Origin of the sequence: Allobosea sp. LjRoot237 (genome assembly GCF_964253285.1) — a bacterium.
GTDB lineage: Bacteria > Pseudomonadota > Alphaproteobacteria > Rhizobiales > Beijerinckiaceae > Allobosea.
Window position 1 is genome coordinate 469248 of record NZ_CAXUQP020000001.1, and the last position, 25543, is coordinate 494790.

Sequence of the window (25543 nt, forward strand, 5' to 3'; positions counted from 1 at the left end):
CATGGCAGCTGCCAAGAAATTCATGTTCGACACCGACTTCCGCGGCAATGGCCGCAAGGCGGTCGACGAGGCGGCGCTCGAGACAGCCAGGGCGGAAGGCTTCCACAGCGGCCTCGACCAGGCGCGGCGCGAGGGGGAGCAGCAGCTGGGAAGCCTGCTCTCGCAGCTGGTGCGCCATGGCGAGCGGCTGCTGGCGCAGCAGGACGAGCGCCTGGCGGACATCGAGGCCCAGGCGGCGCAGCTTGCGATCGCGACCGCGCGCAGCCTTGCCGGGGCCGCCTTGGCGGACAAGCCGCTGGTGCAACTGCTCGCGGCGGCGCGCGAATGCCTGGCCCACGCCCGGCATGCGCCGCATCTGGCGATCCGGGTGCATGAAAGCCTGGTCGAGACCGTCGAGGGAAAACTCTCCGGGCTCGCCCGCGAGAGCGGCTTTGCCGGCCGGATCGTCGTGCTCGGCGAGCCGGACATCGCCATCGGTGACGGCCGGCTCGAATGGGCCGATGGCGGTATTGCGATCGAGCGCGCAGCGCTCGACGAAGCGGTCGACAAGGCGGTCAGGGCCGTCTTCGGGCCGGTAGCGGGGTAAGCAAGATGCCGAACGGAAACGATCTCAACCTGCCGCCGCTCAATCCGGCCGACCTTTCCTTCGACCATAATGCCGGGGGCGACTCGGTGGCGCGGTCCGGGCCGGTCCCGGTGAAGACGGCGGAGGATCTCGAGCAGGTCTTCGACGTGCCGGTCACGGTCTCGGCCGTGCTGGGCTCGTCACGGATCGCGGTCGGCGATCTCCTGCGCGTCACGCCCGGCACGGTGCTGGAACTCGACCGGCGCGTCGGCGAAGCGATCGACATCTTCGTCAACGAGCGCCTGGTGGCGCGCGGCGAGGTCGTGGTGGTCGAGGAGCGCCTCGGCGTCACCATGACGGAAATCATCAAGACAGATCGGTGAGCGGCCGATCCGACCGAATGCATCTTTCAAGGAAGGCCTGAGCCATGCGCCTCATCATCGTCGGCAGCCTCAAGGGCCAGCTCATCACCGCTGCGAAGATCGCGGTTTCGCAGGGCGCCGCCGTCACCCATGCCGAGAGCATCGAGCAGGCGCTGGCCGTGCTGCGCGCCAAGGGCGGCGACCTCCTGATGGTCGATGTCGAGCAGCCGATCGCCAAGCTGGTCGCGGCGCTCGAGGCCGAGCGCATCCGCACCCCGCTCGTCGCCTGCGGCACCTCGACCGATGCCCGCGCCGCCGTCGCCGCGATCCAGGCCGGCGCGCGCGAATATGTGCCGCTGCCGCCCGATCCGGAGCTGATCGCGGCCGTGCTCGCCGCGGTCGCGGGCGACAAGGCGAGCCTGATCTGGCGCGATCCGGCGATGGAGCGGGTCGTGCAGCTCGCCAACCAGATCGCGCGCTCGGATGCACCGGTGCTGGTCACCGGCGAGAGCGGTACCGGCAAGGAGATGATCGCGCAGCATCTGCACCAGAAGTCGCTGCGCAAGGACAAGCCCTTCGTCGCGGTGAACTGCGCGGCGATTCCGGACAACCTGCTCGAATCTGAACTGTTCGGTCATGAGAAGGGTGCCTTCACCGGCGCCATCGCCCGGCGCATCGGCAAGTTCGAGGAGGCGAATGGCGGCACGCTGCTGCTCGACGAGATATCCGAGATGGATGTGCGCCTGCAGGCCAAGCTCCTGCGGGCGCTGCAGGAGCGGATGATCGACCGGGTCGGCGGAACGCAGCCGGTCAAGGTCGACCTGCGCATCATCGCGACCTCGAATCGCAATCTCGGCGATGCCGTGCGCGAGGGCTCCTTCCGCGAGGATCTGTTCTACCGGCTGAACGTGGTGCATCTGCGCCTGCCGGCACTGCGCGAGCGTCCAGGCGACATCCTGGCGCTGGCCGACCATTTCGCGAAGAAATATGCCGAGCTGAACGGGCTGCCGCTGCGCCCGATCGCGGCCGAGGCGCGCAAGCTCCTGCTCGGTAATGGCTGGCGCGGCAATGTCCGCGAGCTCGAGAATACGGTGCACCGTGCCGTCCTGCTGGCGCAGGGCGTCGAGATCGGGATGGAGGCGATGCTGACGCCGGAAGGCGAGACGCTCGGCCCGGCCAGCGGGCGCGATGTCGCGACGCGAGCCGCCCAGACGGCCGAAGCAGTGACGCGCGGTCTCGTCGGGCGCACGGTCGCCGATGTCGAGCGCGATCTCATCCTCGACACGCTGGACCATTGCCTGGGCAACCGGACCCATGCCGCCAAGATCTTGGGCATATCGATCCGGACGCTGCGCAACAAGCTCAGCGAATACGTCGCAGACGGCGTTCCGGTGGCCGAACCGGGGCAGGCGCGGACAAACTCTCTTTGAACGGTCCGAAATTGAAACGGGCCGGAGCGTGTGCCCCGGCCCGATCCCGTCCGCTCAGTAGTAGTAGCGGCGGCGATAATAATAGCGCCGCGGACGATAATAATAGCGCGGGCGGGCATAGTATCGCCTGACATAGCGCGGGCGACGATAGTAATAATACTGGCTGAAGTCGGCATCGGTCTTGTCGAGGCCTTCCTTCAGTTCCTCCGGCAGCTCTTCCGGTTTCTTGGCCGGAAGCGGCGCGAGCTTGGGCTGCGCGGCTTCCGAAGCGGCGATGCCGCCGACGCTGGCCACGGCGAGCCCGCCGAACAGCGCCATCACGAATGAACGTCGATCCATGTCATGCCTCCAGTTGGTTCGATTCAGGCGCCGCGTTCCCACGAGGCCACTCTATTCCCCTTCCTGACCAATCGTCACGTTCGCTTTGCGACAATGGTTCACAAAAAGGGCCGACGGCGCGGGATACCGGCCGCTAGCTTGTTGTGAGCGTTTGAGGCGCAATTGCCTCGGCGACTGCCGCTGCATCCTCAGACCGCTCCGAGCGGCTTGCTGACGTCCTCGAGCGAGCGACGCTCCGCCTTGACCGCAAAGCGCCAGGCGATCAGGCCGGCGGCGATCATCAGCACGGCGCCGAACAGATAGCCGCCGAGCACGCTGATGCGCGAGCCGGTATCGATCAGTGCGCCGAAGAGCCAGGGACCGGCGACGCCGCCGAGCCCTGTGCCGAGCGAATAGAAGACTGCGATGGCCAGTGCCCTGATCTCCAGCGGATAGGTCTCGCTCACGGTCAGATACGCCGAACTGGCGGCCGCGGATGCGAAGAAGAAGACGATGCTCCAGCAGATGGTGAGCTGGCTGGCGCTGACCATCTCGCGTGCGAACAAGAAGCCGGTCCCGGCCAGGAGAACGCCGGACAGGATATAGGTCCCCGCGATCATCGGGCGCCGGCCGAGCGTGTCGAACAGACGCCCGATCAGGAGCGGCCCGAGGAAGTTGCCGGCGGCGAAGGGCAGGATGAACCAGCCGATCAGGCTCGACGGAACGGCGTAGAAATCGGTCAGGATCAGCGCATAGGTGAAGAAGATCGCGTTGTAGAAGAAGGCCTGCGACGTCATCAGCGCCAGCGCCACCAGCGTGCGCGGCCGGTGCGTGACGAAGAGCGTGTGAGCCACTTCACCCATCGGCGTGCGCGAGCGCGGGCGCAAGGTGAGCGTCGGCAGTGTCGCGGCCGGCTGCGGCGGCGAGAAGGATTCGATGTGGGCGACGACCCGCTCGGCCTCGGCGATGCGGCCATGGCTCATCAGCCAACGCGGGCTCTCGGGGATCCATTGGCGCAGGATCATGATGATCAGGCCGAGCACGGCGCCGATGAAGAAGGCGAGCCGCCAGCCCATGTCGGGCAAAACGAAGGTGGGATCGAGCAGCACGATCGCGGCGACACCCCCCATCGCGGCGCCGACCCAGAAGGAGCCGTTGATGACGAGATCGGTCCAGCCGCGCACGCGCGCCGGCACGAGCTCCTGGATCGCCGAGTTGATCGCGGTGTATTCGCCGCCGATGCCCATCCCGGTCAGGAAGCGGAAGAGCAGGAAGCTCCACAAGTTCCAGGAGAAGGCGGTCGCGGCAGTCGCGCTCAGATAGACAAGAACGGTGATGGTGAAGAGCTTCTTGCGGCCGAGCCGGTCGGTCAGCCAGCCGAAGAAAACCGCGCCGAGGACCGCGCCGGCGAGATAGGCGGCGCCCGCCATCCCGACCTCGGTGTTGGTGAAGCGCAGTACCGGGCTTTCCTTGAGGGCGCCGGACACGGCGCCGGCAAGCGTGACCTCGAGCCCGTCGAGAATCCAGGTGACGCCGAGTGCGACGACGACGAGCGTGTGGAAGCGTGACCACGGCAAGCGGTCGAGCCTGGCTGGAATGTCGGTGACGATCTCTGCTGTGTGGGCGGGCGCTTCGTTCACAAGGTTGCCTCCCCTCGTCGGGCGGTCTTTTCGCCGCTTCAAAGAGGGCGGCCGGCACGAGGCCGACCGCCAGAAGGTTACGTTGTCAGCGGTAGATCACCCGGCGGCGAACCACGACGGGGCGGCGATAGGGCGCCGGGCGACGCACGACGGTGGTCCGGCGCACGACGACCGGCCGTCTGTAAGGGGTCGGCCTGCGGACGACCGTGGTGCGACGGACGACGACCGGGCGGCGGTAGGCCGGCCGGCGAACGACAGTCGTGCGGCGGACCACGGTCTGGCTGAAGTCGGCGTCGGCCTTGTCGAGCCCCGCCTTGAGCGCCGGGGCGAGATCCTCGGCTGCAGGCGCGGGCACTGCAGCTTGCGCGATACCCATGCCACCGACGCTGGCGGCGGCGAAACCGCCGAAAAGGCTCAGCACGAACGAACGTCTATTCAAGATTTCCTCCAAAAGGCTTCGGCGTGAAACCGATATCGTCGACCCTGCGCGAGTTGGCTGGGCGAATGCGGCCAGAACGCGGCCATTCGATAACAGCCCGTTCATGGAAAGGTTCCAGACGGGATTTTTTGAGGCGTCTTAACCACTCGTTCACCATGCGCTCGGCAAGAATTGCCGGGTGCGGCTGCCGTCCGATGATGGGCGGCGCGTGGGAGCCTCTGGTCGATGAGCGATGTGACGGCAGGCAGCGGCGGGGGCATGCAGATGCCGACGCGCGGCCAGATGGGCGCGCTGCTCAACCGGCCGGACCTGTTCCTCGCCATCGGCGTGATGGGCATCCTCGTGGTGCTGATCTTCCCGCTGCCGGCGATGCTGCTGGACATGCTGCTGGCGCTCTCGATCATCCTCTCGGTGCTCGTCCTGATGACGGCGTTGTTCATCGAGGAGCCGCTGGAGTTCTCGGCCTTCCCGACCGTGCTGCTGATCGTGACGATGCTGCGGCTGGCGCTGAACCTCGCCTCGACACGCCTCATCCTAGCTCATGGCCATGAGGGCACCGCCGCCGCCGGCCATGTCATCGAGGCCTTCGGCAATTTCGTGATGAGCGGCAATTTCGTGATCGGGGTGATCGTCTTCACCATCCTGATCATCGTGAACTTCGTCGTCATCACCAAGGGCTCGGGCCGTATCGCCGAAGTCGCGGCGCGCTTTGCCCTCGACGCCTTGCCGGGCAAGCAGATGGCGATCGACGCCGACCTCTCGGCCGGTCTGATCGACCAGGACGTCGCCAAGGCCAGGCGCAAGGCGCTGGAGGACGAGGCCAACTTCTTCGGCTCGATGGACGGCGCCTCGAAATTCGTGCGCGGCGACGCGATCGCCGGCCTGCTGATCACCTTCATCAACGTGATCGGCGGCATCATCATCGGTGTGGCGCAGCAGGGCATGAGCTTTGGCGCGGCGGCGCACAGCTACACGTTGCTGACGGTCGGCGACGGCCTCGTCAGCCAGATTCCGGCGCTGATCGTCTCGACCGCGGCGGGCTTGCTCGTCTCGAAATCGGGCGTGCGCGGCGCCGCCGACAAGGCGCTCGGCAAGCAGCTCTCGGGCTACCCCAAGGCACTCGGCATGTCGGCGGCGGTGATGCTGCTGATCGCGGTCCTGCCGGGCATCCCGATGCTGCCCTTCCTCGTTCTCGCCGCCGGCTCGGGCTGGCTTGCGCGCCATTTCGGCCGCCTTGCCAAGGCGCGCGATGCGGAGGCGGCGGTACAGGCGCAGGAGGCCTCTCCGCTCGCCGCCGACGGCACGCCGAAGGAAGAGACGCTGAACGACCTGCTCAAGCTCGACGAGCTCAAGATCGAGATCGGCTACGGCCTGCTGCCGCTGGTGAATGCGCCCGGTGGGGCGGACCGGCTGACCGACCAGGTCCGGGCGCTCCGACGCCAGCTCGCCGCCGAACTCGGCTTCGTCATGCCGGCGGTACGCATCGTCGACAACGTCCAGCTTGAGGCCAACCACTACTTCATCAAGATCAAGGAGATCGATGCCGGCCACGGCATGGTCTATCCCGGCCAGTACATGGCGATGGACCCGATGGGCGGCAGCGTGACGCTGCCCGGTCACAACGTGCTGGAGCCGACCTTCGGCCTGCCGGCGACCTGGATCGACGGCGCGCTGCAGGACGAGGCGCAACTGCGCGGCTACACCGTGGTCGACGCGGCCACGGTGATCTCGACCCATCTCACCGAGGTGCTGAAATCGCACATGCCGGAGCTGCTCTCGCATGGCGAGGTGCAGAAGCTCCTGCGCGAGCTGCCCAAGGACCATGCCGACCTGGTCAAGGAGATCGTGCCGAACCAGATCTCGACCACCGGCATCCAGCGCGTGCTGCAATTGCTGCTCTCCGAGCGCATCTCGATCCGCGACCTCGGCACGATCGTCGAGGGGATCGCGGAAGTTGCGGGCGCCCTCAAGAGCCCGCGCGACATCGCCGAGCATGTCCGTGTCCGCCTCGCCCGGCAGATCTGCGCGCAGTTCTCCAACCAGCACGGGCAATTGCCGATCATCACGCTGTCGCCGGCCTGGGAGAGTGTCTTCGCCGAATCAATCGTCGGCCAGGGCGAGGACCGGCATCTGGCCATGCAGCCCTCGCGCCTGCAGGACTTCGTCCATCAGGTCCGCGAGAAGTTCGAGGACGCGGCGCGCCTCGGCGAGATGCCGTCGCTGGTCACCTCCGGCATGGCACGACCCTTCGTGCGTCAGATCATCGAGCGCTTCCGCCGCGAGACGCCGGTGCTCTCGCAGAGCGAGATCCACCCGCGGGCGAAGCTGAGGACCGTGGGGAGCGTCTGATACCGGCACCCGGCGCGTTCATTGTGCCGGGAGCGGACTGATGTCGGCGCTGCCCCCTCTCCATCTCTCCCCCGTTCCGGGAGAGAGAGGCGCTTGGTCCGGCGTTGTCGCGGTAGGAAGGGGCGCGGGAGCCCTCTCCCGGAACGGGGGAGGGTTGGGAGGGGGCGGCGCAGTGCCTGATAGAATATCCGCTCGCGATCCAGCGAGGATCAACGCCGCGACACCACCACGAGATAGCGCGCCGGTTCGGTGCCGGGATTGCTGAAGCGGCAGTCGCTGGGCGGGCCAAGCTCCATGCAGTCGCCGGCCTCGAGCCGCGTGACGATGCCGCCCTCGTCGAAATCGAGCTCTCCCGACTGCATCCAGATCTGCTGGCGGATGAAGGCGTAGGAGCTCGCGGGATAGGCGATCGCCGCGCCGGGCGGCAACTCGCCGGCGACGAGTTCGAGATCGCCATTGCCGGCCGGCGAGATCGCCCGGCGGACGAAGCCGGTCTCGGGGTCACGCCAGAGCGGCTGGTCGGTGGCGCGGCGGACGCGCTCGCCGGCATTCTCGATCCGCGCGAGCAGGTTCGACAGGGTCAGCCCGAAAGCGCCCGAGAGCCGGCCGAGCAGCACCGCAGTCGGGCTCGCCTCGCCGCGCTCGATCCGGCTGATCATGGCGCGCGAGACACCGGAGCGCTCGGCGAGGTCGTTCAGGCTCCAGCCGCGCGCCTCGCGCTCGCCGCGCAGCCGCTCTGCTAATCTTGACGCGAGATCGTCCATCATCATACCCTTGATTCTCTTATAATAGAGCGCGGCAAGGGCGTTGGCCAGATGGCGATGCTGGCGCCTTGCGTCTCCCTCGCTAAGCGCAGCCCATGTCCCGCAACGCCGCCTACTTCGCGCTGATGTGCCTCGTCTGGGGCCTGACCTGGCTGCCGATCAAGGTCGGCTCGCAGCATGTGCCGCCGGTCTTCCTTGCGGCGTCGCGCTTCGTCATCGCCGGCGCGCTGATGCTGGCCTGGGCCGGCCGGGACGTGCTGCAGGTACCAGGCGAGGCCTGGCCGCGCGTGATCATGACCGCGCTGCTGCTCAACACCGGCAACTACACCTTGCTGTTCTGGGGCACGGCGCAGGCGCCGACCGGGCTCGCTGCGATCGTCAACTTCGCCACCATCCCGATCTTCACCATCATCGCCAGTCGCCTGATCGAAGGGCATGCGATCGGTGGGCGCAAGCTAGCGGCGATCGGGCTTGGCGCGGTCGGCCTCGGCTTCCTGTTCTCGACGCGGGCGCTGGGCGGACTGGCGGCGGCGAAGGGCGGGCCGCTCGAGCTCTGGGGGCTGGCTGCGGTCGCAACCGGGACGCTGCTCTATTGCTTCGGTGCGGTCTGGTCGCGGCCGGTGATGGGCCGCATCCCGACGCTGACGCTGGCCGGGTGGCAGACGCTGATCGGCGGCTTCGGGCTCTGCCTGATGTCGGGTCTGCTGGAGACCGTCACACCGGCGCATTTCAGCGCGCTGCTGTCCTGGCCGACATTGCCTGCGCTGGCGGTGCTGGTGGTCGGCGGCTCGCTGATCGGCTTCACGATCTATCTGCGGCTGGTGCGCGACTGGGGCGCCTTCCGGGCCGGGCTCTATGCCTTCATCAGCCCGGCGGTCGCGGTCGCGGCCGGCGTGCTTGCGCTCGGCGAGCCGTTCGGCCCGGCCGAGGCGATCGGCAGCCTCCTGATGTTCGGCGCCGCGGCGATTGCGTTGAAGCGCTGAGGCGTCACTGCGCCTGGTCGATGTGCAGGGCGGCGGCCTTGGCTGCCGCCTGCTCCTGCGCCTTCACCTGTGTCTCGTGCGCCAGGGCCTTGCGCAACTGCGCCCGCTCGAAGGCGAGCACGATCGGCAGCGACACCACCAGGGGAATGATCAGGTAGAACATCCGCCAGACCAGCAATGCTGCAAAGACGGCGGGAGCCGGCACGCCCGGCATCACCGCCAGGAAGACCGCCTCCATCACGCCGACCCCGCCCGGCACCTGGCTGAGCAAACCGGCCGAGAACGAGATCAGGAAGGCGCCGAGCACGATGAAGAAGCCGGGATTGCCCTGCTCCGGCAGGGCGAAATAGATGATGCCGGCGGCGCCCATCAATTCGAGCGGGGCAGCAAGATATTGCCGGGCGACGATCGGCAGGCGCGGATAGACCAGCTCGAAGGAGCCGATCTTCAGCGGCTTGAAGCGCAGCCAGGAGCCGATCGTATAGAGTGCGCAGAAGGCGAGCAGACCGAAGCCGATCAGGCGTGCCTGCTTGTCGCCGATGCCGAACCAGTCGGAGAGACGATGCAGCGGGCGCAGGATCTGCGGCTCGCCGACCAGCACGAGGCCCATCAGCAGGATGGTGCCGAAGGCGAAGGTGAAGGAGCAGAGCGCGACCAGCACCGCGATCTCAGGCCCGCTCAGGCCCTTCGCATGATAGGCGCGGTAACGCACCATGCCGCCCGAGAAGACCGAGGCGCCGATATTATGCGAGAGCGCGTAGGTGACGAAGGAGCAGAGCGAGATATAGGCCCAGGAAATGCCCTTCTCGCGGTGCAGATGCAGCAGCGCGATCCGGTCGTACCAGGCGAGCGCGGCATAGGCGACGAGCGTCGCGAGCCCGGCGTGGAAAAAGGCGGCGGGCGGAATGACCGCGATCTTCTGGCCGATGCCGGTGGCGACGATCCTGACCGAGTCCCAGAGGCCGGCCTGTTCGAGCTGAGCCGCGAGTGCCTCATTGGTGAGGGCCTCGGCCTTGAGCTTGTCCCAGAGCAGGTCGACCGACCAGATAACCGCGACGAGGCCGATGAGCGGCCAGAGATAGTCCAGATACTTCTTCATAGAACCCGCGAGCGGCCGAACGGCGAGAGGGAAGCCTATGTGAGTTTCGCGGCCTGTGCATGCAGGTATGCGTGGACGCAAGTCGCGCCGCCTCTCTGCCAGCGCCGGCCTTGCAGGGCAAGCGGCGGCATGAGGCCAACCCCTGATCTGCCGATCCGGAGCCGGCAGGGTGAGGCGATCACTTGCCGCGCTTCTTCAGCCACTCGCGCATGAAGGCGATCTCCTTCTCCTGCTCGGTGATCACGCCCTCGGCGAGCTTGCGCAGCTCGGGATCCTTGCCATGGGCGAGCACGACCTTGGCCATGTCGACCGCTCCCTGATGGTGCGGGATCATGCCGCGGACGAAATCGACATCGGGATCGCCAGTGAAGGCGACGCCCATCTCCTTGTGCATCTTGTCATTGGCCGCCTTGTAGGCCTGCGTCGCGGCGGTGTCGGCAGCGGCAGGCGCCGCGGCGCCATGGCTGCCATGCCCCTGATGGCTTTGCGCCACGGCGAATCCACCAAGGACGAGTGTGCCGAAAAGGGCCATGCCCGCGACAAGGTTACGGCTGGTGATCATTCGAGGTCCTTTCGGGAGTCGGCTATGGCGTGCCGTCAAGCCTCCCGGCCGATCATGTCATGAGCGCGGCGCGCCGGTTGCGGCCCGTCACATCTTCTTGCCGTCCTTGCCGAACTGCTTGAGGAAGGCGGTGAGGTCGGCGATCTCTTTTTCGTTCTTGATGCCGGCGAAGACCATCTTGGTGCCGGGGATCTTGGCCTTGGGATCCTTGATGTATTCGGCGAAGACCGCCTCGTCCCAGGTGATGCCCGCGCCCTTGTTGGCGGTCGAATAGCTGTAGCCCTCGACCTCGCCGGTATGGCGGCCGAACAGGCCGTTGAGCTGCGGGCCGACCAGGTTCTTGGCGCCTTCGCCGATCTGGTGGCAGGCGCGGCACTTGTTCCAGGAGCGCTCGCCGGCAGAGACATCCTGCGCCGAGGCGTTGGTCGTGATGAAGGCGGCGGCGAAGGCAGCGGCGACTACAGGCAATTTCATGCGTTTCAGACCCTGTGAGGAGAGGGGAGGATTGGCGCCGCCACCACGAGGCGAGAGCGCGGTGAGGGGGCTTAGCTGAACATGTCCGCGGTGATCGCGGCGTACCAGCCGACATTTTCGGCCTGGTTCTCCTTGCGCAGTTCGGCGCTTTCGCGCGGCTGCGACACGAAGCTCTCGGTCGCTGCGATCTTGCCGTCCTTGGCCTCGTAGCGGCCGCCGACCTTGACGGTGTCGTCGGTCTCGATCAGCGACCAGCAGGTGTTGATGTAGCGCGCCGGGAAGGTGCGGGCATTGGTGAGCTCGCCGCGGATCACCATCGCCGCGACCTTGGCATGGCTGTTGGCGGCGAAGGCGGATTTCGGCATGTCACCGGCGATGCAGGCGTCGCCGAGCACGAAGACGTTGGGGTCGGCGACCGACTTCATCGAGGCGGGATCGATGGTGCAGTAGCCGCCGGCCGGCGCCAGTCCGGCCGAGCGGGCGATCTCGCCGGCCATCTGGGCCGGGATGACGTTGACGAAGGCGCAGTCCTTGTAGGTCTCGAAGCCGGTGACGACGGTGTTGCTCTTCGGATCGACCGATTTGATGCCGTCATGCACCTTCGGCCCGAGCCATTCGATCATCGCGCCGTAATGCTTCTCCCAGCCTTCCTGGAAGACGCCTTGCTTCGAGAAGCTGTCCTTCGGGTCGAGGATCAGGATCTTGCAGTCGCGCCTGCCGCTCGCCTTGAGCACATGGGCGAACATCGAGGCGCGCTCATAGGGGCCGGGCGGGCAGCGATAGGGATTGGGCGGGGCGATCATCAGGATCGTGCCGCCATTGGGCACCGCGTCGAGCTTCTGCCTGATCAACTGCGTCTGTCGGCCGGGCTTCCAGCCATGCGGCATGGCTTCCTCGACATCCTTCGACCAGCCGGGGACGGAATCGTATTTCAGGTCGACGCCGGGCGAGACGACGAGGCGGTCATAGGGCAGGCGGTCGCCCGTTGAGAGCACGACCTCCTTCTTGTCGCGGTCGATCTGGGTGGCGCGGGCGCGAGCGAGCGTGATGCCGTGGTTCTTCGCCAGCGCGTCGTAGCGATGGCTGATCTCCTCATAGGATTTGAAGCCGCCGATGAAGAGGTTGGAGTGGAAGCAGGTCTGATAGACCTCGTTCTCCTCGACCAGCGTCACCGCGATGGCGCCACCTGAATCCCTGGCGAGGTATTTCGCGGCGGTCGCGCCGCCGGCTCCGCCGCCGATGATGACGACGCGCGGCTTGCCCTGGCCGAGCACGGCGGGCGCTGCGACTGCGCAGCTCCCTGCGGCGGCGAGGCCCGACAGGAATGTGCGGCGGCTGGTCGACATGGTTCCCTCTCTCCTTCCCATCGTGACGGCTGACCCTCTCCCAGGCCCTATCCGACCTTCAAATAAGCGAAGCCCTTGGCCTGCAGGGCGGCCACGGCGGCGACGCCTGAGGGCACGAAGCCGACGAACTCGGCCTTGCGGGCCCTGCTCTTGTCGATCTTCAACCGGGTGAAGGTGATCTCGCAGAGATGGACCTTCAGCCCGTTCTTGGCGACGTCCTCGACGCGCTCGAAGATCTTCGGGACAGTGGGGGCCTCGTCGCTCCAGCTCGTGCCGTCGAGGCTTTCCAGGAAGAACTTCACGCCCGGGCCATGCGCGACGACGGCGAGCTGGAGCGCGAACGGGTCGGCGTCATAGGCGGAGTAGTGATTGGCGATGTTCTGCAGCATCTGGATGAAGCGCTGCGGCTCGCCGAAGTCGCAATGGTAGAGGCAGGCGATGTCGGCGTCCTTCTTGAGGTCGGCGAGCGCCGTCTGCCGAGACGCGGCAAGGACCGGGGCAGTCGCAGCGACGACCCCGCTCGCCGCCGCCAGCATCAGCGCCCGGCGCGAAGCCTGGTGAGTGTCCTCCGACATCGTATCCTCCTCCGCCCGGGCCATATGCCCGGCTATGGATTGGGTCTCAGGCTCTCGTAATAGGCCGCCAGCGCTGCGATCTCCTCGCTGGAGAGCCGCGCGGCGATCGCCTGCATCACCTGGTTATCGCGCTGCCTCGCCCGATAGGCGTTCATCAGCGCGACGAACTGCTCGGCCGGATGACCGACAATCGCCGGGATGCCGCCGACCTGCCGGCCGCTGGTCTGGTGGCAGCTCGTGCATTCGGAGGAGAGATATTCCCCCAACGCCCGGTCGCCAGCGGCTTCTGCCGGCGCGCAGGCCAGTGCCAGGACCACAGCTAGAACGTTGCGCGCATTCCCTTCCCCCCGCTTGCGGTGGGGAAGGGCTAGGGATGGGGGGCGGGAAAGCAGAGCTCTAGGCTTCTTCGATGTCGCCCCGAGCGGCACTGCCCCCCACCCAACCCTCCCCACCGCAAGCGGGGGGAGGGCTTGAGCCTGGCAGAGCCGTCGCGGATCGGCTTCAAGCTGTCGCTCTGAGCCAGCCTGCCGCATCAGTCGACCTTTGGTGCGGTCTTCGAATCCGGCGTCACGTCGAGGACCGCCGCCCGTCCGGTGATCTTCACCTCCGGCTTGCAATTGCTCATGCACGGCTCCTTGCCCCAGAACGCCTTCTCCGTGGTCTCGCGGTCGTCGTCGTAGAAGGCGGCCGCGTTCGGCAGCTTCACATTGGTAAAGTTCTTGTCGGACAGTTCGAAGTCCTCGTCCTTCACGATGTCGTTGAGATAGAGCAAATAGGCGGTGACGGCGTAGAGCTCGTCCGGCGACAGCGACTGGGCGTTGCCATAGGGCATGGCCCGGCGGACATAGTCGAACACCGTCGAAAGGTCGGGCCAGAACGAGCCGATCGTCTTCTCCGGCCGGTCTGATTTGAGCGAGCCCATACCGCCGGCCAGCACCGGCCAGCGGCCATTGCCCTGGCCGAACTCGCCATGGCAGCTGGCGCATTGCGCCTGGAAGATTTCGTCGCCTTGCTTGACGGTGCCCTTGCCGGGCGGAAGACCCTTGCCGTCGGGGCGCACTCCGATGTCCCAGGCCTTGATCTCCTCCGGCAGGGCCTCGCGGCCGAGGCCGAGCTTCGCGGCGGGGGCGGGGACCGGAGCGGCTTTTGCGGGCGGATGCGTCTGGGCCTGCCTGGCCGGCGCCGATTTGGTCTGCGCGATCAGCGGCGCGGCGGCGAGCACGATCGCCGCTGCGAGGCCGGCGAACAGCAGGGGACTAACCGATTTCGACATTCTCGGTCTCCCCATTCGCCTTCACATGCCAGGTCTGGATGCCGTTGTTGTGATAGATCGAGTTCGAGCCGCGGACCTTGCGCAACTCGTCCTTGGTCGGCTGGACGTAGCCGGTCGAATCGATGGCGCGCGACTGGATCAGGAGGTCCTGCCCGGCCCAGTCGAAGTCGACATAGAAGCGGGTCAGCGACTTATCGAGCACCGGCCCGTCGATTCTGGCGTGCTGCCAGTTCTTGCCACCGTCGAGGGTGACATCGACGCGCTTGATCGTGCCTCGCCCGGACCAGGCGAGCCCGGACAGGACGTTGCGGCCCTTCTGCTTTAATGGCGCCTGCGGCGAGGGGTTGGTCACCACCGACTTGGCGTCCATGAAGAAGGTGAAGCGCCGCGAGCGGCCATCGGCCAGGAGGTCGGTGTATTTCGAGGTCTCCTCGCGCGCCTGCCAGGGCTGGTCGCCGACCTCGATACGCCGGAGCCATTTGACCCAGAGATTGCCTTCCCAGCCGGGAATGACGGCGCGCAGCGGATAGCCCTGCTCGGGCCGCAGCGCCTCGCCGTTCATGGCGAAGGCGATCAGCACGTCGTCGAGCGCCTTTTCGAGCGGCAGCGAGCGGTTCATGCCGGAGGAATCGGCGCCTTCCAGCAGCAGCCATTTGGCTGTGGTCTTCACCCCCGCCTCGGCCAGCAGCAGCTTCAGCGGCACGCCGGTGTACATGACGTTGTGGACCATGCCGTGGGTGAACTGGCAGCCATTGAGCTGCGCGCCACGCCATTCCATGCCGGAATTCGCCGCGCATTCGAGGAAGTGGATGCGGTTCTGCCGTGGCATCCGCTTGAGGTCTTCCATGGTGAAGACCAGCGGCTTGTCGACGAGACCATGGATCATCAGCCGGTGATTGGCGGGCTCGATGTCGGCGATGCCGCCATGGTGGCGCTCGAAGCAGAGGCCGGATGGCGTGATGATGCCGTCGAGTTCATGCAGCGGCGTGAAATTGACCGAGGATTCCGGGGACGCCGTCAACCAGGAGACGTCGCGGCGCATCACATGCTTCTCGAAGCGCGACGGCGTGCCATAAGGCCGCTTGTCGACGCCCTCGCCGAGATAGCGGCTCCAGTCCTGGACATCGGTGATCAGCGGATCGGGCTTGCCCGTTTCGGCGCGGGCGGAACCTGCGCCGGCAAGGCCGGCTCCGGCGATCGCCGCCCCGCCGAGGAAGCGGCGGCGGCTCAGCGCATCGGGTTTTGCGGGAGAGCTCATTGCTCGTCTCCTTGTTTGGCGGTAGCCGCGGCGGTGCAGATGCTCATGCCTAGGGCTATCGCTTGCAGGATTTTCTCGCGGCTGCCGGGGGCGCGAGCCCTCCCCCCGCTTGCGGTGGGGAGGGTTGGGTGGGGGGCAGTGCCGCTTGGCGCCGGACGGGAAGAAAGCTCGAGCCCTGCTTTGCGGCCTCCCACCCTAGCCCTCCCCACCGCAAGCGGGGGGAGGGGATGCGCGCATCCGGCAAGCGATCGTCCTGTTCTCATGCCCCGCTCACCTTCACCGCGTCGTTCGGCTTGATGGTGATGGTCTTGGCTGTGGCGACGTGGTCGCGCACCACATCCCAGATCGGCGGCCCTTGCGTGCCCTCGTTGACGCTGGCCCAGCCGGCGACGACGTATTTGCGGGAAGCGTCGATCGGCTGGCCCGACTTCAGATGAGTGAGGCCGGAGATACGGCTGCCCATCGGCTTGCCGACATCGATGGCGTAGCCCATGCCGCCAATGCGGACCATGTCGCCACCGCCCTGGAAATAGGGGTCGGGGTGGAAGATGTTGTCGGCGACGTCCTCGAGGATCTCCTTGAGCTGCGCGCCGGTCATCTCCATCCGGTAGCAGTTGGGATAGGTGATCGCGGTTGCGTTGGTGATCGCCTCCCAGGTGATCGCTTCGCCCGGCAGCAGCGAACCGCCCCAGCGGAAGCCCGGCGAGAGCGCGATCTCGGCGTCGCGCTGCGAGAGCATCGCGTCGCAGATCAGGTCATCGAAGCTGCCGTTGAAGTTGCCGCGCCGGTAGAGCAGCGAGTCGGTGCGGCCGATCTCCTTGGCGAGGTCGGCGGCGAAGGGCGCGCGCAGCTTGGTTACCAGCGCTGCCATCTCCGGATCGGGCGCGATCGCATCGGCGAAAACCGGCATCAGCTTGAAGCGGATATCGGCGACCTTGCCGTCCTTCACCGCGATATCGAGACGCGAGACGAACTTGCCATGCGAGCCGGAGGCGACCAGCGCGGTCTCGCCGACGCGGATCAGGCCGGGCATGGCGTCATGGGTATGCGCGGTCAGGATGACGTCGATGCCCTTGACCCGGCTCGCCAGCTTGCGGTCGACGTCGAAGCCGTCATGCGAGAGCAGCACGACGATGGCCGCGCCTTCGGCACGCGCTTCCTCGACCTGCTTCTGCAACTCGTCCTCGCGGATGCCGAACTCCCAGTCCGGGAACATCCAGCGCGGGTTGGCGACCGCCGTGCGCGGCAGGGCCTGGCCGATCACCGCGACCTTGACGCCGCCCTTCTCGAAGACCTTGCGCGGCGGAAAGACCGGCTCGTTCCATTCCTTGTCGCGGATGTTCTGGGCGAGGAAGGCGAAGGGCGCCTTCTCGACGATCTCCTTGACGCGCTCGGCGCCCAGCGTGAACTCCCAATGCGAGGTCATCGCGTCGAGCTTCAGGGCCGACATGACGTCGACCATGTCCTGGCCCTTGGTCTGGAGCGCGCTCCAGCTGCCCTGCCAGGTGTCGCCGCCGTCGAGCAGCAGCACCTTGTCGTTGCCGCGCTCGGCCCTGATCGCCTTGACCAGCGTCGCGATCCGGTCGAGCCCGCCCATCCGGCCGTAATTGCGGGCGAGCGAGACGAAGTCGTCCGAGGTCAGCGCGAAGGCGTCGGCCGAGCCGGCGGCGATCTTGAAATGCTCGCGGAAGGCGGCGTCGGTCAGGTGCGGCGGCAGGCCCTTGACCTCGCCGACGCCGAGATTGACCGCCGGTTCGCGGAACTGCAGCGGCATCAGCTGGGCGTGGATATCCGCCACATGCAGGATGGTGACCTGGCCCTGCGGCTCGAAGCGCAGGATGTCGGCCTGCGACAGTTTCTGCTGGGCGGCGGCGCGCCCGAGCGGGCCGAGGCCGGAGCCAGCAGTCAAGGCCGCGGCGACCGCCGTCGCCTGCAGGAATTCGCGTCTTGAGATCATGACTCATCCTTTGGATGCGCGCACATCGCGATCCAGGGGTTCTTCAGCAGAGCTCTAGTCGTCATTGCGAGGAGCGTAGCGACGAAGCAATCCAGGAGCAGCAGAGCTCTACGAGACTGGATTGCTTCGCTATGCTCGCAATGACGGGAGGACTCAGCCGACCGTCAGCTTGTTCTTCGAGACATATTCGGAGCCGTCGTCGTCCTTCCAGGTGAAGATGAACTCGCCCGATTCCGTCGCCTTGAAGAAGAAGGACTGATAGGGGTTGGCCGAAATCGCCGAGAACCAGTCGGCCGAGAAGACCGGCTTGCCGTTGAAGCTCGCCGAGAACTTGTTGATGATCTTGCGCGGAATGGTCTCGCCCTTGGCGTCCTTGCGCTGGCCGGATTCCATCTCGTGCGAGATCAGCGTCTTGATCTCGATCATCTCGCCGGCAGTGGCCTTGGCCGGAACACGCACGCGGGGCGTGGGCTTGGTGGTCATGGGGGTTTCCTCGCCTTGTTCTGGTCGATGACGATGAGCGGCGTCAGCCGCCGCAGCCGCCGATCGTGACCTTGATGTTGGCCTTGGCCGTGTGCAGCGCGCCGTTCGACATCTCGGCGACGCAGATGATGTCCTGCGTCTGCGCGAGGCGCATGCGCGTCGCGGCCGAGGCCTTTCCGCAGGCCGGGGTGAACTGGTAGCTGACGACGCCGGGCTGGGGATTGCCCTCGGCGAAGACGTGCACGGCCTTGACGTAGTCGGCGTCCGTCATCGGGCTCTCGATCTCGATATTGATCGGAACGACGAGGCCGTTCTCGGCGATCTCGGGCACGTCGAGCTTGATCTTGCCGGAGGCCATCGGCTTGTCGCCGTAGAGCTTCTTGATCTCGGCAGCGACGGTCTTCTCGTCGGCGAAGGCGAGCTTCGGCGCGACCGCGGCGGCGGCGAGAGCCCAGGCGGCGGCCTTCACCGCATCACGGCGCGACAGCGTCGACGGTTGAGTCTGCATGCGGGCTCCTCCCTGGAATTCGTCTTGTTTTAACTCTTGACGGCGCGACAGCGGGACGCCAATCATTTGCACGTATCGTGATATTGTTTTTTGTGAATGTAAAGCCCCCCAAGCGGGCCGGCGACGAGGCCGCAACATAAGCGGCCCCGGAGGAAACGAAAGGGCGAGGGATGAAGCTTCCCATCATGGGGGCGGCGCTACTGGCGGCCGTCGTGACACTGGCGGCCGGGCCGTTGACCGCGCAATCGCCGCCCCAGGACGACAGCGAGAAGGAGATCGAGCGCTATCGCCAGATGCTCTCCGATCCGTTCTCGAATCCGGGCTTCCTCGCGGTTGATCGCGGCGAGGCGCTGTGGGCGGAGAAGCGCGGAACCAAGAACGTCTCGCTGGAGGGCTGCGACCTCGGCGAGGGGCCGGGCAAGCTAGAGGGCGCCTTCGCCAAGCTGCCGCGCTATTTCGCCGACGCCGACAAGGTGATGGACACCGAGCAGCGCCTGCTCTGGTGCATGGACAAGCTGCAGGGGCTCGACACCAAGGAGGTCGTGCTGCGGCGGTTCTCGGGCCCGGCCCGGGCCTCGGACATGGAGGATCTCGTCGCCTTCATCGCCAACAAGTCGAGCGAGATGGCGATCCAGCCGCAGCTCTCCCATCCCAAGGAGAAGGAGATGGCGGCGGTCGGCGAGGCGCTGTTCTACACGCGCGGCGGCGTCAACGATTTCTCCTGCGCCACCTGCCATGCCGAGGAAGGCAAGCGCATCCGCCTGCAGGGCCTGCCCAACCTCTCGGTCAAGGGCAAGACCGCGCAGGAGACGATGGGCTCCTGGCCGACCTACCGTGTCTCGCAGAGCGCGCTCCGGACGATGCAGCACCGGCTCTGGGACTGCTATCGCCAGCAGCGCTGGCCGGTGCCGGAATACGGCTCGGACGCCCTGACCGCGCTCACCGTCTTCCTGCAGAAGCAGGCCGAAGGCGGCGAGATCAAAGTTCCGTCGATCAAGCGCTGAGGGGAAACGTGATGATCAGGACATTCATTCCCCTGGCCGCCCTGCTGATCGTCGCGGGTTCGGTCAGCGCCCAGGAGCGCCCGGCCCAGGCCGTGATCGACGCCTACCTGAAGTCGACCTTCGGCAAGGCCTCGGCCGAATGGCAGGCCAGGATCAAGCCGGACGACTCGCTTTCGGTCTGCAATGTGACGCGGAACAACCCGTCTTCGGCGCAGTCCGACGAGATGCTGAAGCGCGAGAGCGCGCGTGTTGTCTATCCCGCTGACGGCAGGTTCCTCGGCGACTGGAAGAAGGGCTATCAGGTCGCCAATAACGGCCGCGGCGGCCAGTTCTCCGACCCGGCCGGCACGGTCGCCGGAGGCAACTGCTTCGCCTGCCACCAGCTCGATCCGAAGGAGGTCAGCTACGGCACGCTCGGGCCGAGCCTCGCTGCCTATGGCAAGGACCGAAAATACGACCCCGAGACGATCAAGGACGCCTACACCAAGATCTACAATTCGATGGCGGTGGTGCCCTGCTCGAACATGCCGCGCTTCGGCGTCAACAAGGTGCTCGACGAGCAGCAGATCAAGGACGTGATGGCCTATCTGTTCGATCCGGAATCGCCGGTGAACAAGTAGGGCGTCTGCCTGTCTTGGCGCCTCCTTCAAATAAAGCGTCATTCCGGACAAGCGGCGAAGCCGCGCAGCTCCGGAATCCATCGAAGGGCGCTGAGTTCTACGATGGATTCCGGCGCTCCGCTTCGCTGCGGCCGGAATGACGGCGCGCTTTGAGCAAGAAGCGCAAGAAGTGCCCAGGCACTGTTGTCTGACCTCGATCATCGGAGTAGCTCATGCTGACGCGTCGCCTGTTCGTCACTGCCGGCGCCTGTGCTCTGGCCTCTCCGGCTCTGGCGCAGGTCGTCGCGACGCTCGGCAGCGGCGAGGAGACGTTGACCATCCTCAGCGACGGCAGCTTCGAATTGCCGTTGTCGATGCTGGCGCGCGACGTTGCGCCGGCGGAGCTCGCCGCCGAGGCGAAGCAGACGGGACCGGCGCGCTCGGTGCTCAACGTCACCTGCCTGAAGCGCGGCAAGGACGTTGTCCTGTTCGATTGCGGCTCGGGCGCGAACTTCCTGGCCGGCTCGGGCAAGCTGGCTGAAAGCCTGAAGACGGCGGGGATCGAGCCCGATGCGGTGACGCATGTGCTGTTCACCCATCTCCACCCCGACCATTTCTGGGGTGCGCTCGACGATTTCGACAGCCCGCTCTTTCCCAACGCCCGCTGGCTGGTGGCCGCGCCCGAGATCGGGTTCTGGAGCGACCCGAAGGTCTATGAGCGCCTGCCCGAGGACCGGCATGCTTTCGCGGCCGGGGCGCAGCGGATCGCCAAGGAGCTGGGCGACAAGCTGGAGCGGGTCGAACCCGGCCACGAATGGCTGCCGGGGATCGAGGCCGTGGCGACGCCGGGGCATACGCCGGGCCATGTCTCGTTCGCGTTCAAGGCGGCCGATGGCCCGGTGATGGTGCTGGGCGATGCGCTGACGCATCCGCTGATCTCGTTCGCGCGGCCGGAGTGGCAGCCGGCGTCCGACCATGACGCCGATCTCGCCGTCGCGACGCGGCGCAAGCTGCTCGACCGACTCAGCCAGGAGAAGAGCCAGGTGATCGGCTACCATCTGCCCGGTGCGGTCGGACGCGTCGAGCGGCAGGGCGCGGCCTATCGCTTCGTCGCAGCGTCCTGACCCTCGACAGGCACAAGCCCGTCAGCCGCGCTGCCAGAGCCCCCTGAGCGAGCCTTCCATCAGGAAGGCGATACCGATCCGGGCGCCGAGCATCATGCCGGCGATCGCCAGCGGCCAGGACAGGGCCAGCATCGAGCCGGCCGAGATGCCCTGTCCGATCGTGCAGCCACCGGCGAGCACGCCGCCACCGCCCATCAGCACGGCGCCGAGCAGATGCCGGCGCATCTCGCGGTCATCGTCGAAGGCCTCCCAGCGGAATTCGCGGTCGTAGAGCGCCGACAGGAACGAGCCGAGCGTCACGCCGGCGAGCGTGCCGATGCCGAATTCGAGCAAAGCGGAGGGTGCGCTCAGTACGCCATAGAGTGCCCGGCCGACAGGCGAGACGAAGGTCAGGCTCTGCGCCCGCGGCACGGTCTCGAAGGCGTCGACGGCAACGCCGGTCACCCACCATCCGGCGACGACGGCAAGGCCGAGCGTCGCGCCCGCCAGCAACAGGCGTGGCGAGCGCCGCAAGCGTGGATCGACGGCGACGATGGCGATCAGGACGAGGGCGCCGATGGCGGTGATCAAAGCGCGCGCAGCCGGCGCGCCGAGATAGGTCAGGATGCCGGCGAAGTCGCCCTTGAGACCGCCGGGAAGCGGCCAGTAGACCTTTTCCAGCACCTCGATCCGGACCGGGGCGAACATGCCGCGCAGCGTCGCATAGGCGACGGCGCCGAAGACCATCATCACGATCAGGCTGCGCAGGTCGCCGGAACCGAGCCGGACGAGCGAGCCGAAGCCGCAGGTGCCGACCAGCGCCATGCCGAGGCCGAACAGTGTGCTGCCGACCACGATCGACAGCCAAGGCAGGGCCGACTGGACATAGGTCGAATTGGCGGGGTCGAGCAGGCGGAGACCGATCAGCGTCTGTGTGCCGATCAGCGCGATGGCGAGAGCGAGGCCGAAAATCCGCAGCCGGCGGGTGTCGCCGCCCATCCAGGCATCCTCGACCGCACCGAAGGAGCAGAGCCGCGCGCGGCGGACGGTGAAGCCGCAGGCCGTGCCAACGCCTACGCCCGCCAGTGCTGCGCCCCAGGCCGAAAACTCGATCACGGCGAGCGCCGATCGAAGCGGCCGTGGCTCACGACTTCCCGGCTTCGGTCCCGGGCGGGCCGCAGAAGATATCGTAGATCACGGCGATGACGCGCCGGACATCGTCGCTGGCGAGGCTGTAATAGATCGCCTTGCCGTCGCGGCGGGTGGTGACGAGCTGGTCGAGGCGCAGGCGCGCCAACTGCTGCGAGACCATGGGCTGGCGCAGCGAGAGCAGGTTCTCGAGTTCGGTCACCGTGCGTTCCCGCTCGGCGAGCAGGCAGAGCAGCAGCAGCCGGTTCTCATGCGAGAGGGCTTTCAGGAAATCGCTGGCCTTGCGGGCCTTGCGCATCAGCTGGTCGAGCTCGGGCGAGAACTCGGCGCCGTCGCGCAGTTCGGTTTCGAGCGCTTTTGAGACGATCGCGGTCATTGTTTCTCCGCAACTGATCGTTGAACCGGGTCTGGAGTGTCAATGACAGCAACGAGCCGTCCGAGCAAACCCCAGAACATGTCGTCATTGAGATAGCCGGTGATGCGGCCGACCTCGCGGCCAGCGTCTACCAGCACGAAAGTCGGCGTGGCGATGACGGGTTCGCGCAATTCGCCGCCGCGGACACCGCCGGCCGGAAGCTCGATCCGCCGCAGCGGCGCGGCCTTGCCTTCCGGGGTCTTGGCGTAGACCGGCGCGACCTCGCGCTCGAAGCGGACGCAGAACGCGCAGCCATTGCGGGTGTACATGACGAGCTCGGCGGCCGCCGCTGGCAGCGACAGGCATATCGACAACGTGAACGCCGCCAGGCCCGCGCGATATCGCCCGCTTGCAATCATCCGCGGAACATAGTCGTATTCATATGTTTATACCAGAGCCCGCCGAGGCTCTGTGCGGAGGCGACGCCATGATCACACGACGCAGCTTGCTGGCGAGCACGATGGTCGCGGCGGGGCTCGCGCCGGCTTTGGCCAAGGCGCGGCTCGGCGAGGACGGGCTCTACCAGGAGGACTGGTACCTTGAGAGCTTCCTCGATCTCGCCGAGGACCTTGGCAATGCCAGTCAGGGCGGCAAGCGCTTCGCGATCCTCTGGGGCCTGCGCAATTGCCCGGCATGCCGGCGCATGCATGAGGTCCATCTCGCCGATCCCGCGATCGAAGCCTATATCCGCGACAATTTCGCGGTGCTGCATCTCAATATCCTCGGCGCGCGCGAGGTCACCGATTTCGACGGGAGCAAGCTGACCGAGAAGGCGTTCGCGGCGCGCTACGGCATCGAGGGGACGCCGGCGATCCAGTTTTTCCCCACCAGCGTGAGCGGACTTGCAGCCAAGGCGCCTAAGGAGCGGGAGGTTGCCCGAATGGCTTCTCTCCCTGATCCGCAGGCCTTCATCGCCCAGTTCCGCGCCGTCAAGAACGGCGTGTGATCTCGATCGCCTTATCTGGCTTGCCTTGACGGCGCAGACGCCGGCGGCGGCTTCGGTCAGCACGATCGAAAAGCCGCTTGACCTTGCCATGGTGGGAAGGTGCAGGCTGGCGCTATCGTCAAACGAAGGACATCGCAGACATGTGCTCCTGCCAGCAGCATTCGACCGCGACCTCGGTCGCAACACTGGCCCCGAACGGGGCGATCAGCTTCCGCGTCGAGGACATGACCTGCGGCCATTGCGCCGGCACGATCAAGCAGGCGATCGAGGGCAGGATTCCGGGCGCCTTAGTGACGGCGGACCCGGCCTCTAAGCTGGTCAACGTGCAGGGGAGCGCCGACTTCGCTGCGATCAAGTCGGCTGTGGTCGCGGCGGGATACACGCCCAGTGCGGAACCAATCGGTTGAGGCAGAGCATGACGAACGAATTGTCCCCATCCCGCCGCGGGCTGCTGATCGGCGCAGTGCAACTGGCCGCTGCGTTCGGCTTGAGGCGCCCGTCGAGTGCGGTGGAGAGACTGCCGAAGATGATCGTCACGCGCGATCCCAACTGCGGCTGCTGCGGAAACTGGGTCACGCATGTGAAGGCTGCCGGCTTTCCGGTCGAGGTGATCGAGGTCGCGGATGTCGCCCCGCTCAAGCTGAAGCTCGGCGTGCCCGATGCGCTCTCCTCCTGCCATACCGCCGAGATCGGCGGCTATGTGGTGGAGGGCCATGTGCCCGCCGAGGCGATCAAGCGCCTGCTTGCCGAGCGGTCGAAGGCGACCGGTCTCGCCGTAGCCGGCATGCCCGTCGGCTCGCCCGGCATGGAAGTGCCCGGGCAGGCGCCCGATGCCTACGACGTCATGGTTTTCTCCGCCGGGCGGCAGAACGTCTTCGCGCGCTATCGCGGGCTGCAGCAGATCTGACGGCCGATCTCGGTGGCTCGGCCGGCGACCTTAGCCGTCGGCCGAGCCTGTGGGCTCCGATCGCTGGGTGTCCCGGAACAGGTCCAATATGACCCCGCGCGCCCAGCGCAGCATGGCGCTCTGCGCGTGACGCCGGCTCCAATGCAGGGCCACGCTGAAATCGCGCTGGGGCAAGGCCGGCTCGAGCAGCGCGAAGGCGCTGACCGGTTCGAGGCCGAGGCCGATCTGGCGTGGCATCAGCACGGCGAGATCGGTGGCCCGGATGATCGGCGGCAGCGCCGTGAAGCTTGAGACGACTAGGCGGATGCGCGGGTCGAGATGCAGCATCTCCAGAATCCGCTGCGTCTGGGCGTGCGAGCGCACGGAGACGAAGTCCAGCCGCGCGATGGCGTCGGCGCTCAGGGCGCCGTCGACGGCATGGCGTGTGACCGGGTGCCCGGCGCGGACGAATATCTGGTAGCGATCGGTCAGCATCTCGGCCTGGGCGGAGCCGCTGACGGTCGGGAGAAACCCCAGCGCGAAGTGAAGCTGACCATTATCGAGAGCTTCCGAAATCGCCTCCGGTGGCCAGGCACGCGAGGTGATGCGCAGGCTCGGCGCGATCTCGCGGAAGGTGGTCATCAGCGGCGGCAGGAAGCGCCCCTCGCCGATATCGCTGAGATGCAGGCGCAGCTCGGCGTCCGTCGTCGCCGGATTGAAGCTTTCATCCTCCTTCAGGCCTGCTTCGAGCAGCGCCAGGCCGGCCTGGACCGAATGCGCCAGGCGCTCGGAGCGGGCGGTCGGGCGCACGCCGCCGGCGACGCGCTCGAACAGCGGATCGCGCAGCAGCAGGCGCAGGCGTGTCAGGGCCTGGCTCGTCGCCGGCTGCGACAGGCCAAGTTCCTCGGCCGCACGGCTGACATTGCGGGTGCGATAGACCGCGTCGAACAGCCTCAGCAGGTTGAGGTCGATTGAATCGATATTCGCCATGCGAATAATACTTAGTCGCTTCATCTAATTGAGCAATGGCCGGCGTGTCGCCACAGTGCCCTCGAT

At 66.7% G+C, this 25543-nt stretch carries 30 protein-coding genes; 11 read left to right on the forward strand and 19 right to left on the reverse strand.

Annotated elements, in window-relative coordinates; translation table 11 throughout:
* Nucleotide 1: 1 nt before the first annotated feature.
* The 3 genes from ACSQ24_RS02155 to flbD are packed head-to-tail and all read left to right on the forward strand — an operon-like array spanning nucleotide 2 to nucleotide 2357.
* Nucleotides 2-586, forward strand: a complete 585-nt coding sequence (locus ACSQ24_RS02155; RefSeq protein WP_436093091.1) for a FliH/SctL family protein — start codon at nucleotides 2-4, stop codon at nucleotides 584-586.
* Between the two features lie 5 nt (nucleotides 587-591).
* Nucleotides 592-948 carry a flagellar motor switch protein FliN gene (gene fliN, locus ACSQ24_RS02160; RefSeq protein ID WP_436093092.1) on the forward strand — a complete coding sequence of 119 codons (357 nt, stop codon included), beginning with the start codon at nucleotides 592-594 and terminating at the stop codon, nucleotides 946-948.
* Nucleotides 949-992: 44 nt separating this feature from the next.
* A complete protein-coding gene (gene flbD, locus ACSQ24_RS02165; RefSeq protein WP_436093093.1) occupies nucleotides 993-2357 on the forward strand; it encodes a sigma-54-dependent transcriptional regulator FlbD in 1365 nt (454 codons plus the stop codon).
* 54 nt (nucleotides 2358-2411) lie between these two features.
* Here the strand turns inward: flbD and ACSQ24_RS02170 are convergent, their stop codons facing one another.
* From ACSQ24_RS02170 to ACSQ24_RS02180, 3 genes are all read right to left on the reverse strand, one after another.
* Nucleotides 2412-2696: a hypothetical protein gene (locus ACSQ24_RS02170; RefSeq protein ID WP_436093094.1), complete on the reverse strand. Its 285-nt coding sequence runs from the start codon at nucleotides 2694-2696 to the stop codon at nucleotides 2412-2414.
* 188 nt (nucleotides 2697-2884) lie between these two features.
* Nucleotides 2885-4315, reverse strand: coding sequence for an MFS transporter (locus tag ACSQ24_RS02175; RefSeq protein WP_436093095.1), 1431 nt, complete (start codon nucleotides 4313-4315; stop codon nucleotides 2885-2887).
* A gap of 85 nt (nucleotides 4316-4400) precedes the next feature.
* Complete coding sequence (locus tag ACSQ24_RS02180) at nucleotides 4401-4754, reverse strand: hypothetical protein (protein ID WP_436093096.1); 354 nt, start codon at nucleotides 4752-4754, stop codon at nucleotides 4401-4403.
* A 225-nt stretch (nucleotides 4755-4979) separates the two neighbouring features.
* On the opposite strand from ACSQ24_RS02180, the gene flhA reads away from it, so the two are divergent.
* Nucleotides 4980-7103, forward strand: coding sequence for a flagellar biosynthesis protein FlhA (flhA, locus tag ACSQ24_RS02185; RefSeq protein ID WP_436093097.1), 2124 nt, complete (start codon nucleotides 4980-4982; stop codon nucleotides 7101-7103).
* A gap of 209 nt (nucleotides 7104-7312) precedes the next feature.
* Here the strand turns inward: flhA and ACSQ24_RS02190 are convergent, their stop codons facing one another.
* A complete protein-coding gene (locus ACSQ24_RS02190; RefSeq protein WP_436093098.1) occupies nucleotides 7313-7867 on the reverse strand; it encodes a helix-turn-helix domain-containing protein in 555 nt (184 codons plus the stop codon).
* A 95-nt stretch (nucleotides 7868-7962) separates the two neighbouring features.
* On the opposite strand from ACSQ24_RS02190, the gene ACSQ24_RS02195 reads away from it, so the two are divergent.
* Complete coding sequence (locus ACSQ24_RS02195; RefSeq protein ID WP_436093099.1) at nucleotides 7963-8850, forward strand: DMT family transporter; 888 nt, start codon at nucleotides 7963-7965, stop codon at nucleotides 8848-8850.
* 4 nt (nucleotides 8851-8854) lie between these two features.
* On the opposite strand, the gene ACSQ24_RS02200 is transcribed toward ACSQ24_RS02195, so the two are convergent.
* The 11 genes from ACSQ24_RS02200 to soxY all read right to left on the reverse strand — a co-directional run bounded on the left by ACSQ24_RS02200 (nucleotide 8855) and on the right by soxY (nucleotide 18385).
* Nucleotides 8855-9949, reverse strand: a complete 1095-nt coding sequence (locus ACSQ24_RS02200) for a lysylphosphatidylglycerol synthase transmembrane domain-containing protein (RefSeq protein WP_436093100.1) — start codon at nucleotides 9947-9949, stop codon at nucleotides 8855-8857.
* Nucleotides 9950-10127: 178 nt separating this feature from the next.
* A complete protein-coding gene (copM, locus tag ACSQ24_RS02205) occupies nucleotides 10128-10511 on the reverse strand; it encodes a CopM family metallochaperone (protein ID WP_436093101.1) in 384 nt (127 codons plus the stop codon).
* Between the two features lie 87 nt (nucleotides 10512-10598).
* A complete protein-coding gene (locus ACSQ24_RS02210) occupies nucleotides 10599-10985 on the reverse strand; it encodes a c-type cytochrome (protein ID WP_436093102.1) in 387 nt (128 codons plus the stop codon).
* Between the two features lie 71 nt (nucleotides 10986-11056).
* Nucleotides 11057-12331 (reverse strand): FCSD flavin-binding domain-containing protein, encoded by a 1275-nt coding sequence (locus tag ACSQ24_RS02215; protein WP_436093103.1) that lies wholly within the window; start codon nucleotides 12329-12331, stop codon nucleotides 11057-11059.
* A 47-nt stretch (nucleotides 12332-12378) separates the two neighbouring features.
* Nucleotides 12379-12906 carry a DsrE family protein gene (locus ACSQ24_RS02220; RefSeq protein ID WP_436093104.1) on the reverse strand — a complete coding sequence of 176 codons (528 nt, stop codon included), beginning with the start codon at nucleotides 12904-12906 and terminating at the stop codon, nucleotides 12379-12381.
* A 32-nt stretch (nucleotides 12907-12938) separates the two neighbouring features.
* Nucleotides 12939-13223 (reverse strand): c-type cytochrome, encoded by a 285-nt coding sequence (locus ACSQ24_RS02225; RefSeq protein WP_436093105.1) that lies wholly within the window; start codon nucleotides 13221-13223, stop codon nucleotides 12939-12941.
* A 215-nt stretch (nucleotides 13224-13438) separates the two neighbouring features.
* Nucleotides 13439-14179 carry a c-type cytochrome gene (locus ACSQ24_RS02230; protein WP_436093106.1) on the reverse strand — a complete coding sequence of 247 codons (741 nt, stop codon included), beginning with the start codon at nucleotides 14177-14179 and terminating at the stop codon, nucleotides 13439-13441.
* Nucleotides 14163-15437: a sulfite dehydrogenase gene (soxC, locus tag ACSQ24_RS02235; RefSeq protein WP_436093107.1), complete on the reverse strand. Its 1275-nt coding sequence runs from the start codon at nucleotides 15435-15437 to the stop codon at nucleotides 14163-14165. The genes ACSQ24_RS02230 and soxC overlap by 17 nt, the downstream gene beginning before the upstream one ends.
* A gap of 259 nt (nucleotides 15438-15696) precedes the next feature.
* Nucleotides 15697-17394, reverse strand: a complete 1698-nt coding sequence (gene soxB / locus ACSQ24_RS02240; RefSeq protein WP_436093108.1) for a thiosulfohydrolase SoxB — start codon at nucleotides 17392-17394, stop codon at nucleotides 15697-15699.
* Nucleotides 17395-17547: 153 nt separating this feature from the next.
* Nucleotides 17548-17877, reverse strand: a complete 330-nt coding sequence (gene soxZ / locus ACSQ24_RS02245; RefSeq protein ID WP_436093109.1) for a thiosulfate oxidation carrier complex protein SoxZ — start codon at nucleotides 17875-17877, stop codon at nucleotides 17548-17550.
* A 43-nt stretch (nucleotides 17878-17920) separates the two neighbouring features.
* Nucleotides 17921-18385: a thiosulfate oxidation carrier protein SoxY gene (soxY, locus tag ACSQ24_RS02250; protein WP_436093110.1), complete on the reverse strand. Its 465-nt coding sequence runs from the start codon at nucleotides 18383-18385 to the stop codon at nucleotides 17921-17923.
* Between the two features lie 170 nt (nucleotides 18386-18555).
* On the opposite strand from soxY, the gene soxA reads away from it, so the two are divergent.
* The 3 genes from soxA (at nucleotide 18556) to ACSQ24_RS02265 (ending at nucleotide 21112) form a co-directional block, all read left to right on the forward strand.
* Nucleotides 18556-19389, forward strand: coding sequence for a sulfur oxidation c-type cytochrome SoxA (gene soxA / locus ACSQ24_RS02255; protein ID WP_436093111.1), 834 nt, complete (start codon nucleotides 18556-18558; stop codon nucleotides 19387-19389).
* Between the two features lie 11 nt (nucleotides 19390-19400).
* Complete coding sequence (gene soxX / locus ACSQ24_RS02260) at nucleotides 19401-20009, forward strand: sulfur oxidation c-type cytochrome SoxX (RefSeq protein WP_436093112.1); 609 nt, start codon at nucleotides 19401-19403, stop codon at nucleotides 20007-20009.
* Nucleotides 20010-20221: 212 nt separating this feature from the next.
* Nucleotides 20222-21112 carry an MBL fold metallo-hydrolase gene (locus tag ACSQ24_RS02265; RefSeq protein ID WP_436093113.1) on the forward strand — a complete coding sequence of 297 codons (891 nt, stop codon included), beginning with the start codon at nucleotides 20222-20224 and terminating at the stop codon, nucleotides 21110-21112.
* Nucleotides 21113-21133: 21 nt separating this feature from the next.
* Here the strand turns inward: ACSQ24_RS02265 and ACSQ24_RS02270 are convergent, their stop codons facing one another.
* The 3 genes from ACSQ24_RS02270 to ACSQ24_RS02280 are packed head-to-tail and all read right to left on the reverse strand — an operon-like array spanning nucleotide 21134 to nucleotide 23014.
* Nucleotides 21134-22207, reverse strand: coding sequence for a YeeE/YedE family protein (locus ACSQ24_RS02270; RefSeq protein WP_436093114.1), 1074 nt, complete (start codon nucleotides 22205-22207; stop codon nucleotides 21134-21136).
* Between the two features lie 28 nt (nucleotides 22208-22235).
* Nucleotides 22236-22616, reverse strand: a complete 381-nt coding sequence (locus ACSQ24_RS02275) for an ArsR/SmtB family transcription factor (protein ID WP_057191327.1) — start codon at nucleotides 22614-22616, stop codon at nucleotides 22236-22238.
* Nucleotides 22613-23014, reverse strand: a complete 402-nt coding sequence (locus tag ACSQ24_RS02280; RefSeq protein WP_436093115.1) for a hypothetical protein — start codon at nucleotides 23012-23014, stop codon at nucleotides 22613-22615. Before ACSQ24_RS02280 ends, ACSQ24_RS02275 begins: the two co-directional genes overlap by 4 nt.
* Nucleotides 23015-23082: 68 nt before the next feature.
* On the opposite strand from ACSQ24_RS02280, the gene ACSQ24_RS02285 reads away from it, so the two are divergent.
* The 3 genes from ACSQ24_RS02285 (at nucleotide 23083) to ACSQ24_RS02295 (ending at nucleotide 24508) form a co-directional block, all read left to right on the forward strand.
* Nucleotides 23083-23601 (forward strand): thioredoxin family protein, encoded by a 519-nt coding sequence (locus tag ACSQ24_RS02285; protein WP_436093116.1) that lies wholly within the window; start codon nucleotides 23083-23085, stop codon nucleotides 23599-23601.
* Between the two features lie 140 nt (nucleotides 23602-23741).
* Nucleotides 23742-24008: a heavy-metal-associated domain-containing protein gene (locus ACSQ24_RS02290; protein ID WP_436093117.1), complete on the forward strand. Its 267-nt coding sequence runs from the start codon at nucleotides 23742-23744 to the stop codon at nucleotides 24006-24008.
* A gap of 8 nt (nucleotides 24009-24016) precedes the next feature.
* A complete protein-coding gene (locus ACSQ24_RS02295) occupies nucleotides 24017-24508 on the forward strand; it encodes a DUF411 domain-containing protein (protein WP_436093118.1) in 492 nt (163 codons plus the stop codon).
* A gap of 30 nt (nucleotides 24509-24538) precedes the next feature.
* Here ACSQ24_RS02295 and ACSQ24_RS02300 read toward each other — a convergent pair whose 3' ends face one another.
* Nucleotides 24539-25477 (reverse strand): LysR family transcriptional regulator, encoded by a 939-nt coding sequence (locus tag ACSQ24_RS02300; RefSeq protein ID WP_436093119.1) that lies wholly within the window; start codon nucleotides 25475-25477, stop codon nucleotides 24539-24541.
* Nucleotides 25478-25543: the final 66 nt, after the last annotated feature.

Coding starts and splice junctions, on each gene's coding strand:
- ACSQ24_RS02155 (WP_436093091.1), top strand. CDS start 2: ATGGCAGCTGCCAAGAAATTCATGTTCGACACCGACTTCCGCGGCAAT.
- fliN (WP_436093092.1), top strand. CDS start 592: ATGCCGAACGGAAACGATCTCAACCTGCCGCCGCTCAATCCGGCCGAC.
- flbD (WP_436093093.1), top strand. CDS start 993: ATGCGCCTCATCATCGTCGGCAGCCTCAAGGGCCAGCTCATCACCGCT.
- ACSQ24_RS02170 (WP_436093094.1), bottom strand. CDS start 2,696: ATGGATCGACGTTCATTCGTGATGGCGCTGTTCGGCGGGCTCGCCGTG.
- flhA (WP_436093097.1), top strand. CDS start 4,980: ATGAGCGATGTGACGGCAGGCAGCGGCGGGGGCATGCAGATGCCGACG.
- ACSQ24_RS02190 (WP_436093098.1), bottom strand. CDS start 7,867: ATGGACGATCTCGCGTCAAGATTAGCAGAGCGGCTGCGCGGCGAGCGC.
- ACSQ24_RS02195 (WP_436093099.1), top strand. CDS start 7,963: ATGTCCCGCAACGCCGCCTACTTCGCGCTGATGTGCCTCGTCTGGGGC.
- ACSQ24_RS02200 (WP_436093100.1), bottom strand. CDS start 9,949: ATGAAGAAGTATCTGGACTATCTCTGGCCGCTCATCGGCCTCGTCGCG.
- copM (WP_436093101.1), bottom strand. CDS start 10,511: ATGATCACCAGCCGTAACCTTGTCGCGGGCATGGCCCTTTTCGGCACA.
- ACSQ24_RS02210 (WP_436093102.1), bottom strand. CDS start 10,985: ATGAAATTGCCTGTAGTCGCCGCTGCCTTCGCCGCCGCCTTCATCACG.
- ACSQ24_RS02215 (WP_436093103.1), bottom strand. CDS start 12,331: ATGTCGACCAGCCGCCGCACATTCCTGTCGGGCCTCGCCGCCGCAGGG.
- ACSQ24_RS02220 (WP_436093104.1), bottom strand. CDS start 12,906: ATGTCGGAGGACACTCACCAGGCTTCGCGCCGGGCGCTGATGCTGGCG.
- ACSQ24_RS02230 (WP_436093106.1), bottom strand. CDS start 14,179: ATGTCGAAATCGGTTAGTCCCCTGCTGTTCGCCGGCCTCGCAGCGGCG.
- soxC (WP_436093107.1), bottom strand. CDS start 15,437: ATGAGCTCTCCCGCAAAACCCGATGCGCTGAGCCGCCGCCGCTTCCTC.
- soxB (WP_436093108.1), bottom strand. CDS start 17,394: ATGATCTCAAGACGCGAATTCCTGCAGGCGACGGCGGTCGCCGCGGCC.
- soxZ (WP_436093109.1), bottom strand. CDS start 17,877: ATGACCACCAAGCCCACGCCCCGCGTGCGTGTTCCGGCCAAGGCCACT.
- soxY (WP_436093110.1), bottom strand. CDS start 18,385: ATGCAGACTCAACCGTCGACGCTGTCGCGCCGTGATGCGGTGAAGGCC.
- soxA (WP_436093111.1), top strand. CDS start 18,556: ATGAAGCTTCCCATCATGGGGGCGGCGCTACTGGCGGCCGTCGTGACA.
- soxX (WP_436093112.1), top strand. CDS start 19,401: ATGATCAGGACATTCATTCCCCTGGCCGCCCTGCTGATCGTCGCGGGT.
- ACSQ24_RS02265 (WP_436093113.1), top strand. CDS start 20,222: ATGCTGACGCGTCGCCTGTTCGTCACTGCCGGCGCCTGTGCTCTGGCC.
- ACSQ24_RS02275 (WP_057191327.1), bottom strand. CDS start 22,616: ATGACCGCGATCGTCTCAAAAGCGCTCGAAACCGAACTGCGCGACGGC.
- ACSQ24_RS02280 (WP_436093115.1), bottom strand. CDS start 23,014: ATGATTGCAAGCGGGCGATATCGCGCGGGCCTGGCGGCGTTCACGTTG.
- ACSQ24_RS02285 (WP_436093116.1), top strand. CDS start 23,083: ATGATCACACGACGCAGCTTGCTGGCGAGCACGATGGTCGCGGCGGGG.
- ACSQ24_RS02290 (WP_436093117.1), top strand. CDS start 23,742: ATGTGCTCCTGCCAGCAGCATTCGACCGCGACCTCGGTCGCAACACTG.
- ACSQ24_RS02295 (WP_436093118.1), top strand. CDS start 24,017: ATGACGAACGAATTGTCCCCATCCCGCCGCGGGCTGCTGATCGGCGCA.
- ACSQ24_RS02300 (WP_436093119.1), bottom strand. CDS start 25,477: ATGGCGAATATCGATTCAATCGACCTCAACCTGCTGAGGCTGTTCGAC.